This is a genomic window from Cryobacterium sp. M96, assembly GCF_002929845.1.
GTDB classification, from domain to species: Bacteria; Actinomycetota; Actinomycetes; order Actinomycetales; family Microbacteriaceae; genus Cryobacterium; species Cryobacterium sandaracinum.
This window is the reverse complement of record NZ_PJJS01000031.1, coordinates 1-16,522: the sequence shown is the minus strand read 5'-3', so window position 1 is coordinate 16,522 and position 16,522 is coordinate 1. Positions and strand designations below refer to the sequence as shown.

11 protein-coding genes are annotated in these 16,522 nt (G+C 69.3%); 9 read left to right on the top strand and 2 right to left on the bottom strand.

What is annotated here, in order from left to right; genetic code table 11:
• Positions 1-31: 31 nt before the first annotated feature.
• Complete coding sequence (gene hrpA, locus CXY79_RS02355) at positions 32-3,943, bottom strand: ATP-dependent RNA helicase HrpA (RefSeq protein ID WP_104099557.1); 3,912 nt, start codon at positions 3,941-3,943, stop codon at positions 32-34.
• A gap of 120 nt (positions 3,944-4,063) precedes the next feature.
• On the opposite strand from hrpA, the gene CXY79_RS02350 reads away from it, so the two are divergent.
• The 6 genes from CXY79_RS02350 to CXY79_RS02325 all read left to right on the top strand — a co-directional run bounded on the left by CXY79_RS02350 (position 4,064) and on the right by CXY79_RS02325 (position 10,390).
• Positions 4,064-4,831: a metalloregulator ArsR/SmtB family transcription factor gene (locus CXY79_RS02350; protein ID WP_104099556.1), complete on the top strand. Its 768-nt coding sequence runs from the start codon at positions 4,064-4,066 to the stop codon at positions 4,829-4,831.
• A 136-nt stretch (positions 4,832-4,967) separates the two neighbouring features.
• Positions 4,968-5,651 carry a nicotinamide riboside transporter PnuC gene (gene pnuC / locus CXY79_RS02345; RefSeq protein ID WP_104099555.1) on the top strand — a complete coding sequence of 228 codons (684 nt, stop codon included), beginning with the start codon at positions 4,968-4,970 and terminating at the stop codon, positions 5,649-5,651.
• A gap of 81 nt (positions 5,652-5,732) precedes the next feature.
• The gene (locus CXY79_RS02340) at positions 5,733-7,736 is read left to right on the top strand and encodes a thioredoxin domain-containing protein (RefSeq protein ID WP_104099554.1); all 2,004 of its coding nucleotides are present in this window, start codon (positions 5,733-5,735) and stop codon (positions 7,734-7,736) included.
• Positions 7,737-7,788: 52 nt separating this feature from the next.
• Complete coding sequence (locus CXY79_RS02335; RefSeq protein ID WP_104099553.1) at positions 7,789-8,163, top strand: DUF488 domain-containing protein; 375 nt, start codon at positions 7,789-7,791, stop codon at positions 8,161-8,163.
• 143 nt (positions 8,164-8,306) lie between these two features.
• Positions 8,307-8,510 carry a DUF1761 domain-containing protein gene (locus CXY79_RS16330; protein WP_233191160.1) on the top strand — a complete coding sequence of 68 codons (204 nt, stop codon included), beginning with the start codon at positions 8,307-8,309 and terminating at the stop codon, positions 8,508-8,510.
• A 149-nt stretch (positions 8,511-8,659) separates the two neighbouring features.
• The gene (locus CXY79_RS02325; protein ID WP_104099552.1) at positions 8,660-10,390 is read left to right on the top strand and encodes a stealth family protein; all 1,731 of its coding nucleotides are present in this window, start codon (positions 8,660-8,662) and stop codon (positions 10,388-10,390) included.
• Here the strand turns inward: CXY79_RS02325 and CXY79_RS02320 are convergent.
• Positions 10,320-11,258, bottom strand: a complete 939-nt coding sequence (locus CXY79_RS02320; RefSeq protein WP_174720204.1) for a phosphodiesterase — start codon at positions 11,256-11,258, stop codon at positions 10,320-10,322. The two genes, CXY79_RS02325 and CXY79_RS02320, sit on opposite strands and share 71 nt — an antisense overlap.
• A gap of 283 nt (positions 11,259-11,541) precedes the next feature.
• Here CXY79_RS02320 and CXY79_RS02315 point away from each other — a divergent pair, with 283 nt between their 5' ends.
• From CXY79_RS02315 to CXY79_RS02300, 3 genes are read left to right on the top strand one after another with little or no spacing between them, the layout of a single operon-like run.
• The gene (locus tag CXY79_RS02315) at positions 11,542-12,393 is read left to right on the top strand and encodes a phosphatase PAP2 family protein (RefSeq protein ID WP_104099551.1); all 852 of its coding nucleotides are present in this window, start codon (positions 11,542-11,544) and stop codon (positions 12,391-12,393) included.
• Between the two features lie 55 nt (positions 12,394-12,448).
• The gene (locus tag CXY79_RS02310; protein WP_233191158.1) at positions 12,449-13,702 is read left to right on the top strand and encodes a type III polyketide synthase; all 1,254 of its coding nucleotides are present in this window, start codon (positions 12,449-12,451) and stop codon (positions 13,700-13,702) included.
• Positions 13,703-13,722: 20 nt separating this feature from the next.
• Positions 13,723-15,942: an FAD-dependent monooxygenase gene (locus CXY79_RS02300; RefSeq protein ID WP_369827921.1), complete on the top strand. Its 2,220-nt coding sequence runs from the start codon at positions 13,723-13,725 to the stop codon at positions 15,940-15,942.
• Positions 15,943-16,522 lie beyond the last annotated feature (580 nt).

Here is a 16,522-nt window from a genome sequence, read left to right as displayed (position 1 = left end):
GCGGTGCCGGATACCGAGAACGACGGAGACCTCAGCCGGTCAGGGCCTTGTGGATCCGCTGGAGGGAAACGGGCTCCGCGGCCTTCAGTTCCTGGGCGAAGAGGCTGATCCGAAGTTCCTCGATCAGCCAGCGCGCACGCACCAGGTTGGCGGCCGCGTTCGCCTGCAGGGGGATCGTGCCGCCGGCATCCTCGAACCGGCCCGTGGCTGCCTGGCTCTCATTCATCCAGACCCGGTCGCGGCTCGGATTGTCGCTGAGCTTCACGATGCGCGCGGTGATGCCGCCGAGGTATCGCGGCAAGTGCCGCAGCTGCACGAGTCCCGTGGCGCTCACGAAACCGGGGTAGACGAGCCCGGTCAGCTGCGCGCGGGCATCCGTCAGGGCCGGGAGCAGGGCCATGCTGGTGGACGCCTTGAGCGCCCTGTCGGCGGCGCGCGCGGCGGCGAGGATGCGGGCGACGAGGCCCACCGTATCGAACATGGAATCCATCACGACGCCGGATACCCGGTCCCGGATGGTGTCGAACTCGGCGTGCATGAACACCTGGCCGCCGGGCTTCACCCGGAAAAGCACGTCGTCGACGCTCGCCGCGAGGCAGTCGTCGAACAGCGCCTGGGTGGTGCGATACGGGCTGGTGGCCAGGCTGAGCTTCTCTGCCCCGGTGAGGTGCTGCTGCACGTAGGCCACCGGGGAGGGCGTGGCGAGCAGCAGCAGGCGACGCACGCCATCGGGCAGGGTGCGGGCCTGCTCGGCCTCCGTGCTCATCATGCGGATCGCCACCGACGCACCCTCGTCGACGAGGGTCGGGTAGCCGCGGATGGTGTTGTCACCCTGCCTGGTGTCGAGGAACCGGGGCAGCTCCGGGAAATCCCAGGTGGTGAGTCCGGTGCGCTCGATCGCATTGGTGGGGGTGGCAGCGGATGCCGCGGCCACGCTCTCGCGGGCCTGGGTGCCGAGCCGGCGCTGCAGTTCCAGGAGGTCCTTGCCGGAGGCGCTCGGGCGACCGCGTTCGTCCACGACACGGAACGTCATGCGAAGGTGGGCCGGAACCCGGACCAGCTCGAAGTCGTTCGCCTTCACGGACACGTAGGTGAGCTTCTGGATCAGGGCGGCGAGCGTCTCGGTGAAGGGGACATCGTCGCGGTCGAACATGGAGCCGCGGGTGGCTTCGCCCAGGCCCGACACCCCGACCGAGACCTCGCCCGGCGCCGGCGGCAACTCGTTCAGCAGTCGCTTGGCCCAGTCCCCCGCCGGCACCACGTTGCGACGGATGCTCTTGGGCAGCGACTTGATCAGTGCGGTCACCAGGTCGGCGCGGAGGCCCGGTACCTGCCAGTCGAAGCCGGTGGGAGAGAGCCTCGCGAGCAGGGCCAGCGGGATCTGCACGGTCACGCCGTCGTCGTCCGCGCCGGGCTCGAACCGGTAGCTGACCGCGAACTTCTGGTCGCCCTGGCGCCAGATCGGCGGGAACACGGCCTCGTCGATCTCCGGCGCGTCCTCGGGCACCAGTGCCTCGGCGGTCATCGTGAGCAGATCGGGCGTCTGAGTGCGCGCCTGGCGCCACCAGGTTTCGAACGTGCGCGATGAGCATACGTCGGCGGGAATGCGTTTCTGGTAGAACTCGAACACGGCCTCGTCGTCGAACAGGATGTCACGGCGCCGCGTGCGCTCCTCGAGTTCGGCGAGTTCCTTGCGCAGGCTCGTGTTCGCCCGGTCGAAGGCCGTGACGCGCTGGTCGATTCGGTCAAGGTCCCATTCACCCTCGACGAGCGCGTGCCGGATGAATAGGTCGCGAGCGTAGGCCGGGTCGACCCGGGAAAACTGGATCCGGCGGCGCGGCACGATCGGCACCCCGTACAGGGTGACCCGCTCGTAGGCGACGACCGCGCCCTGCTTCTTCTCCCAGTGCGGCTCGGAGTAGCTGCGCTTGCAGAGGTCGCCGGCGAGCGGCTCGGCCCACGCGGGGTCGACGACCGCGTTCATCCGGGCGAACAGGCGGCTGGTCTCGACCAGTTCCGCGCTCATCACGGCGCTCGGTTGCTTCTTCGCGAGCGCCGAGCCCGGGAAGATCACGAAACGCTGCTGGCGCGCGCCGATGTAGTCCTTCTTGGCGGTGTCCTTGAGACCGATGTGGGAAAGCAGACCGGCGAGGAGCGAACGGTGGATCCCATCGGGATTCACGCTGGGATCCCCGATGTGGAGACCGAGCGGCTTGGCCATCTGGCGCAACTGCTTGTACACGTCCTGCCATTCGCGCACGCGCAGATAGTTGAGGAACTCGTTCTTGCAGAGGCGTCGGAAGGCGCTGGAACCGAGCTCCTTCTGCTGCGTCTCGAGGTAGTTCCAGAGGTTCAGCAGGCTCAGGAAGTCACTCGTCGGGTCGGTGAACCGGGCGTGCTGCTGGTCGGCCTGCGCGCGGCGCTCGAGGGGCCGTTCGCGCGGGTCCTGGATGGTGAGCCCGGAGACGATCACCATCACCTCGCGGCTCACCGCCTGCGTCTTCGACTCGATCACCATTCGTCCGAACCGAGGATCGATGGGCAGCTTTGCGAGCTGCTGGCCGATGCGGGTCAGTGTGGAGATGCCGGGCTTGGAGATGCCGGGCTTGGAGATGCCGGATTTGTGGCCGGCGGTGAGCGCAGCCACCGCGCCGAGCTCGGCGAGCAGGTCGAGGCCGTCCTTGATGCCGCGCGAGTCGGGCGGGGTGAGGAACGGGAACGCGGCGATGTCGCCGAGGCCCAGCGAGATCATCTGCAGGATGACCGCGGCCAGGTTCGTGCGCAGCACCTCCGGCTCGGTGTACTCAGGCCGGCGGGTGAAGTCCTCCTCCGAATAGAGGCGGATGGCGATACCGTCGCTGGTGCGGCCGCTTCGGCCCGAGCGCTGGTTCGCGGAGGCCTGCGAGATGGCCTCGATCGGCAGCCGCTGCACCTTCGAGCGCACGCTGTACCGGCTGATCCGGGCGGTCCCGGCGTCGATGACGTAGCGGATGCCCGGCACGGTCAGGCTGGTCTCCGCCACGTTCGTCGCCAGCACGATGCGGCGTCGCACGCCGGCGACCTTAGACGGCTGGAACACCTTGTGCTGGTCGGCGGAGGAGAGCCGCCCGTACAGCGGCAGGATCTCGGTGGGGCTGGTGCGCCCCGAGGAGGCGTACTTGCCCTGCAGGGCGTCCGCGGCGTCCCGAATCTCGGTCTCACCGCTGAGGAAGACCAGAACATCGCCGTTGGACTCCCGTTCGAGCTCATCGAGCGCGGCGGAGATTCCCTCGATGTAGTCCCTGTCCACCGTGGGCGCGGCATCCGTCGTGTCGTCGTCGTCGCCGTCCATCGCCTCGACGACCAGCGGCCGGTAGCGGATCTCCACCGGGTAGGTGCGCCCGGAGACCTCGATGATCGGGGCCGGCGTGCCGTCGGGCGTGGCGAAATGCTCGGCGAAGCTCTGCGGGTCGATCGTCGCGGAGGTGATGATGAGCTTGAGGTCGGGGCGCTGCGGCAGCAGCTGACGCAGGTAGCCGAGCAGGAAGTCGATGTTGAGGCTGCGCTCGTGCGCCTCGTCGATGATGATCGTGTCGTACTTCCGCAGCAGACGGTCGCGGTGCATCTCGTTGAGCAGGATGCCGTCGGTCATCAGCTTGATGCGGGTGTCCGGGCCGACCTGGTCGGTGAACCGCACCTGGTAGCCGACCGTCTGGCCGACTTCCTGTCCGAGTTCCTCGGCGATGCGTTCAGCGATCGTGCGCGCGGCGAGACGGCGGGGTTGCGTGTGGCCGATGTTCTCCCGGCCCAGCTCGAGGCAGATCTTCGGCAGTTGGGTGGTCTTGCCGGAACCCGTCGCGCCGGCGACGATGACCACCTGGTTGTCACGGATGGCGCGCGCGATATCCTCCCGGCGCTGGCTGACCGGAAGCTCGGGTGGGAAGGTGACTTCGACGGGGATCATGAGCCTTCCATCGTATGACCTCGCGGTGAACGACGGATGCTGCCCGGGTTCGCCTGTGATCGGCCCGACGGCTGTGGCTGTATCGGCGCGTTTTTAACCGCACGATGTTAGCATCAAAGAATGATCAACGACGAAGGGACGGGGGACCGGCACGCCGCCCTTGCCTCCGACGCGCGCCGCCAGGTGCTCGACCTCCTGATGGGATCGGCCACCCCGCTCGACGCCGCCGCGGTCGCGGCGCGCATCGGACTGCACGTGACGACCGCCCGGTTCCATCTCGATCAGCTCGAGAACGCCGACCTGATCCGGCGCGCCGTCGGGCGCGCGGGGACGCGTGGCCGCCCGCGAATCCTCTTCACCGCTGGACCCGCCGCCCGGGAAGGCGGCGCCCAGCACGATCTGAGCCGGGTGCTGGCCACCGCGCTCGCCGAGGACGCCGACAGCGGGCGGGCCCGGGCAATCCGCGCCGGTGAGACCTGGGCCGAGAGCTACGCCGACGAGCTGCGGGGGAGCGCCGCGGAGGGCATCGCGCCGCTGCTGAGTATCCTCGACCGGCTCGGCTTCGATCCGGAGCTGGTTTCGGCGGTGGAGCCGGCTCCGGCTTCGGAAGCCGAGTCCGCGGCGGACGACGGTGCCTCCGACGGTGCCTCCGACGGTGTCGCCGACGCTGCCGCCCCGCTGATCACCCTGCTGGCCTGCCCGTTTCGCGCCGATGCGCGGGACGCCCCCGACGTCATCTGCTCGGTGCACCTGGGCCTCGTGCGCGGGGTCGCCCGCGAGCTCGGCCACGACCCGGACCAGGTCGGGCTGCGCCCGTTCGTGGGTCCCGAGCTGTGCCATTTGCACCTCGGAAGCGAGTGGGCCGAGCCGAGCCCGCCGGCCGGGTGAGCGCGCAGCCCGACGACGTGAACTGACGCGCTCCGCCTCGCGCGGTCTCGTTCCGCCCTGCCGCCACCGGGAATAACAGCCCGGGAGGAGGGTTAGGTTGGGGAGGGCGGGAACCGCCCGGCGAGGAAGATGACGGATGAACCCGATCGAGTGGCTTTTCGACGCACAGCTGCAGATCGGAACCCAGACCATTCTTTGGCGCGAGATCATCGGCAACGCCTTCGGCATCCTGAGCGCCGTCGGCGGGATGCGCCGTAAGGTGTGGGCCTGGCCGATCGGAATCGCGGGCAACGTGCTGCTGTTCACGGTGTTCCTCGGCGCCGTGTTCGGCACGCCCAACCCGGTCAATCTGCTCGGCCAGGCCGGACGGCAGATCATGTTCATCGTCGTGTCGATCTTCGGCTGGGTCCAGTGGTCCACCCATCGTCGGGGGAGCGCGCAGGCTGCCGTGGCCCCGCACTGGGCCGGTGCTCGCGCGCGCATCCTGCTCGGATTCGGGCTCGTCGCGGGCACTCTGGTGCTCACGCCGGTCTTCCGTGCGCTCGGCTCGTTCGAGCCCGTCTGGGCCGATGCCTGGATCTTCACCGGCTCGTTGCTGGCCACGTACGGCATGGCGAAGGGCTGGACCGAGTTCTGGCTGATCTGGGTGGCGGTCGACATCGTCGGGGTGCCGTTGCTGCTCAGCGCCGGCTACTACGCCTCGGCCATCCTCTACATCTTCTACGGCGCGTTCACCCTCGCCGGCTTCTTCGTCTGGATGCGCGTGCAGCGCCGCGCCCGCAGGGCCCTCGCGGTCGACCTGGTGGCCGCCCGGCTCTAACCGGCCCTGACCTGCTCCACTCAGGTTCGTTGAGGAAATACGCAGGGAGCGTTGGGCCGGGGACAGCGGCACAATGGAGGCATGTCCAATCACCTCGCCGACGCAATCAGCCCCTATCTGCGCTCGCACGCCGACAATCCCGTTGCCTGGTTCGGCTGGGGTTCGGAGGCTTTCGTGGAGGCTCGGCTGCGGGATCTGCCCGTGCTCGTCTCGATCGGCTACTCGACCTGCCACTGGTGCCACGTCATGGCCCGGGAGAGCTTTAGCGACCCGGAGCTCGCCGATTACCTGAACCGGCACTTCGTGAGCATCAAGGTCGACCGGGAGGAGCATCCCGAGGTCGACGCCAGCTACCTCGCCGCGGCCAGCGCCTTCGTGGGCGGGCTCGGCTGGCCGCTCAACGTGTTCGTCACCCCCGACGGGCAGGCTTTCTACGCCGGCACCTACTTTCCGCCGCTGCCGTTGCCGGGGCATCCGTCGTTCCGGCAGGTGCTTGAAGCGGTGACGGATGCCTGGACGAACCGCCGCGCCGAGGTCACCGCGAGCGCGTCCCTCGTCGCCGAGACGCTCGCGGCCGCCGCCGCACGACAGGGTGCCGGCGGAGCGCTGCCCGGCCCCGCCGCGCTCGACCGGGTCCAGGCCGAACTCGTGGGCCTGGAAGACCCCCGCTTCGGCGGATTCGGCGGCGCGCCCAAGTTTCCCGTAGCGCCGGTGCTGGGGTTTCTGCTCGGCCGGCCGGGTGTCGTGGGACAGGTCCCGGAAGCGCAGGCCCTCGCCCTGCGCACCCTGAAGCGCATGGGTGCCTCGCCCCTGCGCGACCCGGTGGAGGGCGGTTTCTTCCGCTACGCCGTGAACCGGGACTGGAGCGACCCGCACTACGAGCGGATGCTCTACGACAACGCGCAGCTGCTCGACCTCTACACCCAGGCCTGGCAGCTCACCGGCGAGAAATGGGCGCAGACGGTCGCGGAGGGTGTCGCCGGGTTCCTCACGACCGTGCTGCGCCTGCCCGGCGGCGGGTTCGCCAGCGCCCAGGACTCCGAGAGCACCGTTGCCGGTCGCCGCGTCGAGGGCTTGTACTACACCCTGGACGAGGACGCCCGGCGGCAGGAGGAGCCGCCCGCGCTCGATGAAAAGGTGCTCACCGGCTGGAACGGCCTTGCCATCAGAGCCCTGGCCCGCGCCGGGTTCGCCCTCGCCGATCCCGACCTCACGACGGCGGCCGCGAGGGCCGCCGACCACCTGCTCACGCGTCACCTGCGCCCGGACGGCAGCCTCGTGCGGGCCTCCATCGCGGGGCGCACGTCTGCCGCACAGGCCACCCTGGAGGACTTCGGGATGTGTGCACAGGGTCTCCTCGAGCTTGCTCTGGCCACGGGCGAGGTGCGCTATGCCACGGCCGCGCGCCGGCTCATCGACGGCACGCTGGGGGGAACGGATGCCAAAACGGTACCGTCCGCCACCGACATCCCCGGCTCCGGCACTCCCGGTACCAATGCCCCCACCGACGCCGCCGGCACGGCCGGCACTGTCGCCGGCGGGATGCCGTTTCGCGCTCCCGACGGGCCCGACCCGGTGCTTGCCGCGCAGGGACTCGCCCTGGACGTCGACCCGTCGGAGGGGGCCTACCCGTCCGGGATCACGGCGACCGCAGAGGCGGCGAACCTGCTCTACCTGCTGACCGCCGACGACCGCTATCGCGCGGCCGCCGTTGCCGCGATGGCGGCCCTCGCCGAGCGCGCACTCGAACGCCCGCTCGCCTTCGGGGCGGCCCTGCGACTGTCCGGCATTCTGACCGGCCCCGTGGAACAACTCGTGGTGGTCGGGGCGGACGTGGTCGGGCCGGGGGCAGGGCCGGACGCGGCCGCCCCCGAGCAACCCGCCGCACTGCTCGACGCGGTGCGCCGACGCGGGAGCGGGCTCGTCGCATCCGTCACCGAGGTTCAGGCGCAGGCCTTCGCCGACGCCGGCTTCGAACTGTTCCGCGGCCGGGTCGCACACCAGGGTCTGCCGACGGCCTACCTCTGCCGTGACTTCGTCTGCCGCCTGCCCGTCACCGATCCCGCCGACCTGCCGATGGCCTGACCCGGACGGAGGCTGGTCGGCCCGGTGGCCGCGCCGGGAACAGAATGGACAGATGGGCATACAGATCAAGCGGGTCTACGACGAACTTTCCGCGAGCGACGGGACCCGGGTGCTGGTCGACCGGCTGTGGCCGCGCGGAGTCTCGAAGGAGGAAGCCCGGCTCGACGCCTGGCTGAAGCAGATCGCGCCCAGCCCGGAGCTGCGCCGGTGGTGGAACCACGACCGGGCACTTCTGGATGAGTTCGCGGTGCGCTACCGGGCCGAACTCGACACCGCACCCGAGACGACGGCGGCCGTGCAGGAACTCCGCACGCTCATCGCCCGCGACGAGGAGAAGCAGACGACAACCACGCTGGTCTACGGCGCTCGGGACCCGATGGTGAACCACGCCAGGATCCTGGCCGAGTATGTGATTGACAGGGCCTGACCCGTTCGCCTGACCCGATACCTGAGCGGAAATCGCGCCGGCCGTCGGGCCTCCGAAGTAACTACAAGCCGGTAACCTCAAGCCGGCAACCTCACGCCAGCCGACCTCATCGGTCTGCGCCGACGACCGAACGGACTCCGGCGATGGTTCCCGAAATCACCATCGGGGCCGTACTCCTGGCCACCGCGTCCAGCATGGTCGTCGGCGCGATCGGGTACTCGCAGCTGGCGTTCGGTATCTCCTGGATGACAGCCGTCGGCCACGACGAGGAAAGCCTGCGCACGGGTTCGACCGCGATCACCGGGCGGTCCCGTCACCGCGGCGAGCGGGGGACGCAGAAGACGTAGAATAACAACGGCGCCACCGCGTTCCGCCGGCTGCTTCGCTCCGGTCTCTGAACCGGTCGTTGCTGTCCGGCATCAACGGACGCACTCTCCCCGGCACTGCGTGTGGTTGCCTCGTGAATGAGTGTTCCCAATTCTTCTCGAGGAGGACCATGGCCACGTTCGATCGCCCGGAAACCGAGCGTCGCTCCTCGAACGAACCGGCAGACAACCTGCCCGTGCTGACGCTGAGCCAGGAACCCGAGCTCGTGCTGCTCTCACCCGACCCGCGCACCCGCCGTTTCGACCGTGATGACGTGGTCGTGCGCAAGGGCGAGATCAACTTGATCAACGGTCACTTCACCCCCCACGAGTCGATGGTCAAGGACCTCCTCGCGGTCCGCGACGCGCTCGAACGGGCCGGCATCGACTTCCTGCTCGTGCGCGGCGACGGGGACCGCCCGGTGATCGCGGTCGACCGCAAACGCCGCAAGAACCTCACCCGCATCCTTGCGGAGGCTTTCGCGAACGAGCCCTTCTACGCCAAGCCCCTCGACGGGAATCTGACCCCGGCCCTACTCCTGGCGGACGGCGCCCTGACGACGCTGCGCAAGTCATCCGTCTTCCGGGTCTACCGACCGCGCATCGAGCCGATCGGCCGCCTGCGCTACGGCGCCGAGACGGCCTTCCAGTTCGAGCTCTGGCACTTCGGCGACGATGAGATCGTCGCGCCCGTCGAGAACTCGCTGATGCGGGCACGTCTGCCGCGTTCGGAGGCCCGCGAGACCACGATCGACCTCTTCGGGCGCACCTGGCGCACCCTGCAACACATGTTCGACGACCTGGCCAGCGACGTCAGTTTCGATATCGACATGGTCTTCTCCTGGGTCGACGGCTCGTCCAGTGATTTCCAGCGTGAACGGGCCAAGCGCATGCAGGCCTATGTCGTCGGAGACGGCGACGATTCGGATGCCCGTTTCCGCCAGATCGACGAGCTCAAGTACGCCCTCCGCAGCGTCTACATGTTCGCGCCCTGGGTGCGCCGCATCTTCATCGCCACGGATTCGCCGGCCCCGGTGTGGCTGGCCGAGCACCCGCGCGTCACCATCATGCGCAGCGAGGATTTCTTCCCCGACCTGAGTGTTCTGCCCACGCACAACTCGCACGCCGTGGAGAGTCAGCTGCACCGCATCCCCGGACTGGCCGAGCATTTCCTCTATTCCAACGACGACATGTTCTTCGGCCGCCCTGTCGGACCGGAGCTGTTCTTCTCTCCGGGCGGCGTGACCAAGTTCATCGAGGCATCCACCCGGATCGGCCTCGGCGAGAACAACACCAGCCGCAGCGGGTTCGAGAACGGCGCCCGGGTCAACCGCGCCCTGCTGCGCGATCGGTTCGGCAAGGTCACCACGCGGCACCTCGAGCACACGGCGGCGCCGCTCCGCAGGAGTGTGATGCAGGAACTCGAAGCGGAGTTCCCCGGCGATTTCGCCCGCACTGCGGCCAGCCAGTTCCGCTCAGCGACCGATATCTCGGTCACGAACTCGCTGTACCACTACTACGCGCTGATGACCGGGCGGGCGGTCGAGCAGACCCAGGCGCGCTCACTGTACATCGAAACCACGCTGAAGCTGGCACTGCGTCAGATGAACGCCCTGCGCAAGCGCCGCGACCAGGACATGTTCTGCCTGAACGACGGAAGCAACCCGGAGATCTCCGACGAGGTTCGCCGCGCGGCCGTGACCGACTTCCTCGAACGTTACTTCCCGATCGTCGCCCCGTGGGAACGCGAGAACCAGCTCGTTCCCGGCCAGGCCGGGCACACGCCGCCGTCTAGTGCAGAACCGGGATCGGTGTGGTCATCGGGGGTTCGCGGAACGTTGGCAGAGTACCCGCGGGCATGATCCGGATGTTGTCGCCGGCGAGCCGTCGCGCACTTTCCGTCGCGTCGACGTAGTCCAGCGCCGGGTAGTCACCCAGCGGAACGACCGAGTGCAGTATCGTGTCAGCGAACACATGCACGAGGTTGAAGGTGCGTGCCCCGTCGCGGCCCCGCGTGCCGCCGACCGGAACATTCAGGTCCTGGGTGTAGCAGGTGGCCGACGCCACCGACACCGGAATGCCCGCGAACGTCGCGGTCGAGGAGTAGTGCAGGTGCCCGGCGAGGATGCTGCGCACATCCGAGCCGCGCAACACCTGTGCAAGACGGGCCTGGCCGCGCAACTCGACCGACACGGCCAGGTCGAGCACGCTCGGCACGGGCGGGTGGTGCATGGCCAGAATGGTGCCGTCCGGCGCCGGAACGCTCAGCTGGCCGGCCAGCCAGCGCAATTGGTCGTCGGTCACGGCGCCGTGGTGGTGGCCGGGAACGGAGGTGTCGAGCGTGATCAGGCGCAGGCCGCCGATGTAGTCGACGTGGTCGATCGGCTCGGTGGTCGCCGGCTCGTTCAGCAGCGTGCTGCGGAACGCCGCCCGATCGTCGTGGTTGCCCATCACCCAGAAGACGCGGGCACCGAGCCGCGCCGCGGCCGGCTCGACGATTAGTTGAGCGGCCCGGTAGGCATCCGGTTCGCCCTTGTCGGCCAGGTCACCCGTGATGATGATGGCGTCGGGTCGGCCGGAGGAGGCTTCGACCTCCGCGAACAGCTGCGCGAGATGGGCGGTGCTGTCGACCTGGTCGTACAGGCGCCCGCCGTTCGCAAGCAGGTGGGTGTCGCTGAGGTGGAGTAGAAAATGATCCGGCTTGGGGTATTCGGCCGTTCGAATGTTCACGGAGCATCCATTCGTTGGGGCTAAGAGCTCTTCGAAGAGTTGGCTGACTCTACTCTGATTATTTGAGCAGCATGAGCTGAACCTTAGGTGAATGCCAGGCGAACACGGTGAAGAACCCGGGTGTTTCGCCTCCGGGCCCGTCGTCACCGCGAGATCAGGACGTGGTCTCCTTCGTACCCTCTTGCGCCTGCAACGGCTGCTCGGCCGAGGTGGCTCACCGAGGGATGGGTCAGGCCCGAGGTTCGAACGGAGTCAACCGCGCCGCCGCGTGCGAAGCTAGAGCGTGCGCACCTCTTCGTCGATCAGCCCCGTTCGCTACCTGGTGGGGGCGTTCGTCGCAATCATCCTGTTCGCCGGGCTCTACCTCTACTTCGTGCGCACCCTCTCCGGCCAGACCATGGACCAGCTCGCCTTCGACGGCGCGGAGTTCGGACGCCGCAGCGTCACCCCGCTCGCGCAGGAGCTGCTGGATGCCGTTCCGCTGGTCTCCGTCATCGCCGGACTGCTGCTCACCGGGGCCGTGACCGTCGTTCGGCGCAACGGCAGGACCCTGATCGTGGCCTGCGGGGTAGCGCTGGCCGCCGTGTTGAGCACTCAGCTGCTGAAGATCATGCTCCTGACCCGGCCGGACCTCGGGGTGGAGGGCTACGACGGCAACTCGTTCCCCTCGGGACATACAACGGTGGCGGCGGCATCCGCTCTCGCCGTTTTCCTGGTCGCGAGTCCCCGCACGCGCGGCCTCGCCGCCCTCGGCGGTTCCGGCTTCGCCATCCTGGCCGGGGTCGCCACGCTGGCGAACGGCTGGCATCGGCCCAGCGATGTCATCGCGGCTCTGCTCGTCGTGGCGGTCTGGGGTTGCGTGGCCGGCCTGGTGCTGACCCGCGGCCCGTGGTCGATGGGCGGTGCACCGCGCGGCGGGACGAACGCCCGCCCGCCCAGAGTCGACCGCCTGCAGCTGCGCATCCTGATCCCGTTCGCCGCGGTCGCGGTCGCCGCGTTTCTGGTCACGTACTTCCGTGCGTTCGGCGATACCCCGGGAACCCTCATCGCGTACATCGGCGGCGTCACCGCGATCGTTGCCGCGGGGCTCGGGATCGGGTTCACGGGCATCCGTTTGTTCGCCCCGCTGCCCTGATCTGAGCGCATTTACGGGGGTGTGCCGGGCCGTGCCCACGTGTAACACTTGGGCTATGCCCGTCACTCTTAGAGCGCTCCAGACCGTGGTCCCCCCGACAGTACTGATCCAGGATCAGGTGCGCGACATCTTCGCCGCCCAGCCGGGACTCAGCCGCCTGGCTCAGCGCCTGGTGACCGCGTCGTTCAACCTGTCCGGGATCGACACCCGGCACACCGTCATTGACGAGCTCACTCTCGACAAGGCGTCGTCCGATCCCCAGTTCTTCGACGCCGCCACGCAGGAGCTGCTCAAGCCGAGCACCCGGGTGCGCAACGAGCTCTACATCGTGGAGGCGACGAAGCTGTTCGTCGAGGCCGGGCGGCGGGCCCTCGAGGCGTGCCCCGGCATCGAGGCCTCGGACATCACGCATGTGGTTACCGTGTCGTGCACCGGGTTCTACGCTCCGGGACCCGACTACATGCTCGTGCGCGAGCTGGGCCTGAACCCCGCGACCCAGCGCTACCACCTCGGCTTCATGGGCTGCTACGCGTCGATGCCCGCCCTGCGCACGGCGAAGCAGTTCGTCGACGCCGACCCGAACGCCGTCGTGCTCGTCGTCAGCGCCGAGCTGTGTTCGCTGCACCTGCGCACCTCGGACGACCCGGACACGATCGTCGCCTCCTCGCTGTTCTCGGATGGAGCTGCGGCTGGGATCGTCAGCTCCCGCGCCCCCGCGGCGGGCGAGAACGCCCTCAACCTCGACCTGTTCGAGACCGTGATCACGCCCATCGGCGAGGGGGACATGGCCTGGAAGATCGGCGACGAAGGGTTCGAGATGATCCTCAGCACCTACGTGCCGCACATCATCGACCAGCACATCGAGGGGGCGCTGGCACCCCTCTTCGCGCGGGACGTCGCGCTCAGCGCAGTGTTGGCGCCGGCGCTTGTGCCTTCCAGGGTGCCGTCGCTCCTGCCTGCCGGGGTGCCGGAGGGTGTCTCGGCCGGGTCGGTCGCAACCCTGGTCGCACCGGTTGACGTCGCGCCGGTCACCACACCGGCCACCGCGATCGCGCACTGGGCGATCCATCCGGGCGGGCGCAGCATCCTGGACAAGACCGAGGCGAAGCTCGGGCTGAGCGAGGCGCAGCTCGTGCCCTCGCGGGAGACTCTCCGCACCTACGGCAACATGAGCAGCGCGACGATCCTGTTCGTGCTCAAGGCCATCCTCGACTCCCCGGCCACGGATGACGGCGAGCGGGTCTGCGCGATGGCGTTCGGCCCGGGGCTCACGGTCGAATCCGGGCTGATGACCGTCACCGCCGGGTAGCGGAAGTGGGCATCCCGTCGATGCATTTCCCTTCGGCGCGCCGATCGTCGCGGAGTCGTCCCTTCCTGGGCGTCTCGTCGCAGGGCGTTCCGTCACTGGGCGTTCCGTCGCTGCGCCGGCGCGCGAGTGACGCCGTCGAGCTCATGGACGACCCCGACTGCGACCCCGTCAAACTCGCCAGCACCTACGCGAACTTCCGGTTTGTGAACGGCGTGGTGTCGGGGTGGCGCGGGATGTACCGCCGCGATATCCGGCCATTGCTGTCGAGCACTCGGGAGAGCACCCTGCTCGACGTCGGCTGCGGCGGCGGCGACGTGGCGCGGGCGCTGGCCCGCTGGGCCGCCCGGGACGGCCTGCGCCTGCGCATCACGGCCGTTGACCCGGATGCCCGCGCGCACGCCTACGCGATGAGTCTGCCCCCACTGCCCGGACTGACGTTTCGGCGGGCGCTCAGTTCCGATTTCGTCGCAGAAAGGCGCCGGTTCGACGTCGTCGTCTCCAACCATGTGCTGCACCACCTCACCGGCGAACAGCTCGGCGGACTGCTCGCCGACTCGGAACGGCTCGCCGCGCACCGGGTGCTGCACGCCGACATCGAACGCAGCCGGTTCGCGTACCTCGGCTTCGGGCTCGGCACCTGGCCGCTCTTTCGCCGGTCGTTCATCCGCGACGACGGGCTCACCTCCATTCGCCGCAGTTTTACGGCGGCCGAGCTGCGCGAGGTGGTGCCGCCCGGGTGGCAGGTGACGCGGGAACATCCGTCGCGCCTCGTGCTGCGTCGGGTGGTGCCGACCGGACCGGCGTCTGCCGGGCTCGCGCCGGCTGTGTCGGCGTCTGTGTCGGCGTCGGCTGTGTCGGTTCTTGCTGGCACGGCGTCGGCTGGGTCGGTTCTCGCTGACACGGTGCCGGCGAGCGTGTCCTTTCCGGTCAAAAGTGACCGGCGCAACGGGCACTCTCGACCGGAAAGGGAACCTGAACGCGTGCACGTGCACGAGCGGGGCCAGGCGAACGACAGCGGGGCACGGGTTCGGGACGTGATCGTGGTTGGCGGGGGACCGGTGGGCATCCTGCTCGCTGGACTGCTGGCGGTGCGCGGTGTCGACGTGGAGGTGGTCGAGCAGCGAGCCAAGCCGTCGCTGCGATCCCGGGCCATCGGCATCCACCCGCCGTCGTTGCGGGCTCTGGAGCAACTGGGCGTGGCAGAAGAGGTGCTCGCCCGGGCGGTGCGCATCCGCGGCGGTGTGGTGCGCTCGGACGGGCGCACGCTGGGCCGACTGGCGTTCACCGAAACCGTCGACCGGATGCAGAGCGTGATCTCTCTGCCGCAGTTCGAGACCGAGGCAGTGCTGCGCGCGCGCTTCGCCGAACTCGCGCCCGGCCGGCTGCGCGGCGGCGTAACGGTGACCGGGGTGTCCGAGCGCGGTGGTCGGGTCGCGGTCGAGACGGCTAAGACAGTCGAGACGGCGAAGCCAGGCGGGACGCACGGGACGGTCGAGGGGATCGGGACGGGCGGGACGGGCGAGGGGGGCGTGTCTGCCGGCGAAACTCTCGAGGCTCGCTACGTGGTCGCCGCCGACGGCGCCCGCAGTCTCGTGCGCGACCTACTCGGCATCCGCTGCACCGCGCGCACCGGCGGCGAGACGTATCTGATGAGCGACTACCCCGACACGGGGGAGCATCTCGGGGAGGCCGTGCTCTTCTTCGAGCGGGGTGGTGTGGTCGAGTCGTTCCCGTTGCCGGGAGGCCGACGCCGCTGGGTGGCCATGACCCCGACCCTGCAGACCGATGCGACGTCCGACGACCTGGCTGCGCTCATCCGTGCCCGCACCGGCACGCAGCTGCCTCCGACGACCGCGGAGGCCAGCGCCTTCTCGGTGCAGCAGCGCCTCGCCACGAGACTTGTAGCGGGACGGGTCGTGCTCATCGGCGACGCGGCGCACCAGATCAGCCCGATCGGCGGGCAGGGCATGAACCTCGGGTGGCTCGACGCGCTGCAACTGGCCCCGGCGCTGGAGCGGGCGCTGCGGGATCCGGAGGCCGCTTCAGGCGTGCTCGGGGATTACGACCGCCGCCGCCGGCGCAGCGCTCGGATGGCCGCCCGGCAGGCCGACTTCAACATGGCGATGGGCGGACCCGTGCAGGGGCTTCGCCTGCGCGCGCGGAACGGCCTCGTGCGCGCCCTCGCGGCGCCGCCCGCCAGCGCCGTGCTCGCCCGCGCCTTCACCATGCGCTGGCTGTAGCTCGCCGCCGCCGGCGCGCCCGCTCGACTCGATCGGCCCGGTGCGCTGGGGCTAACTCAGGAGAAACGTGCGGATGGTGTGGCCGAATCGCAGAACTCCGCGTAAACATGCGGAAATTTGCGGGGGCTCGGCCGCCGCTCGCCGGAATCTCCTGAGTTGGCCACGACGTGTGCGCGGCGGCTGCTGCTGCTGCCCGATTCGGGGTGCAGGTCGGTCCGTGCGCACAACTCCTCCAATTCGGCGGAGCTGCGGCACGGATGCCCGGGACGCCTGGGCGGTTCCGGGCACTCACCGGAATTGGCAGGAGTTATGCGCCGGGGCGACGGATGACCCGGGCCGGCCGGGTGGTGCGGGCTGGGCGGGGCTGGCCCGGTCGGGCAGGTCGTTGGGGCTAACTCAGGAGAAACGAGCGCACGGTGCGGTCGGCCCGCAGAATCATGCGAAACTTCGCGGGGCTGGGACCGCTGCTCGTGGAATCTCCTGAATTAGCCACGGAATGGAAGGCGCAGCTGGGTGTGCACGGCGAGATGGGCCGGCCGACGGGCCGAGCCGGGCCGGCCGACGGGCCGGGCCGCGACTA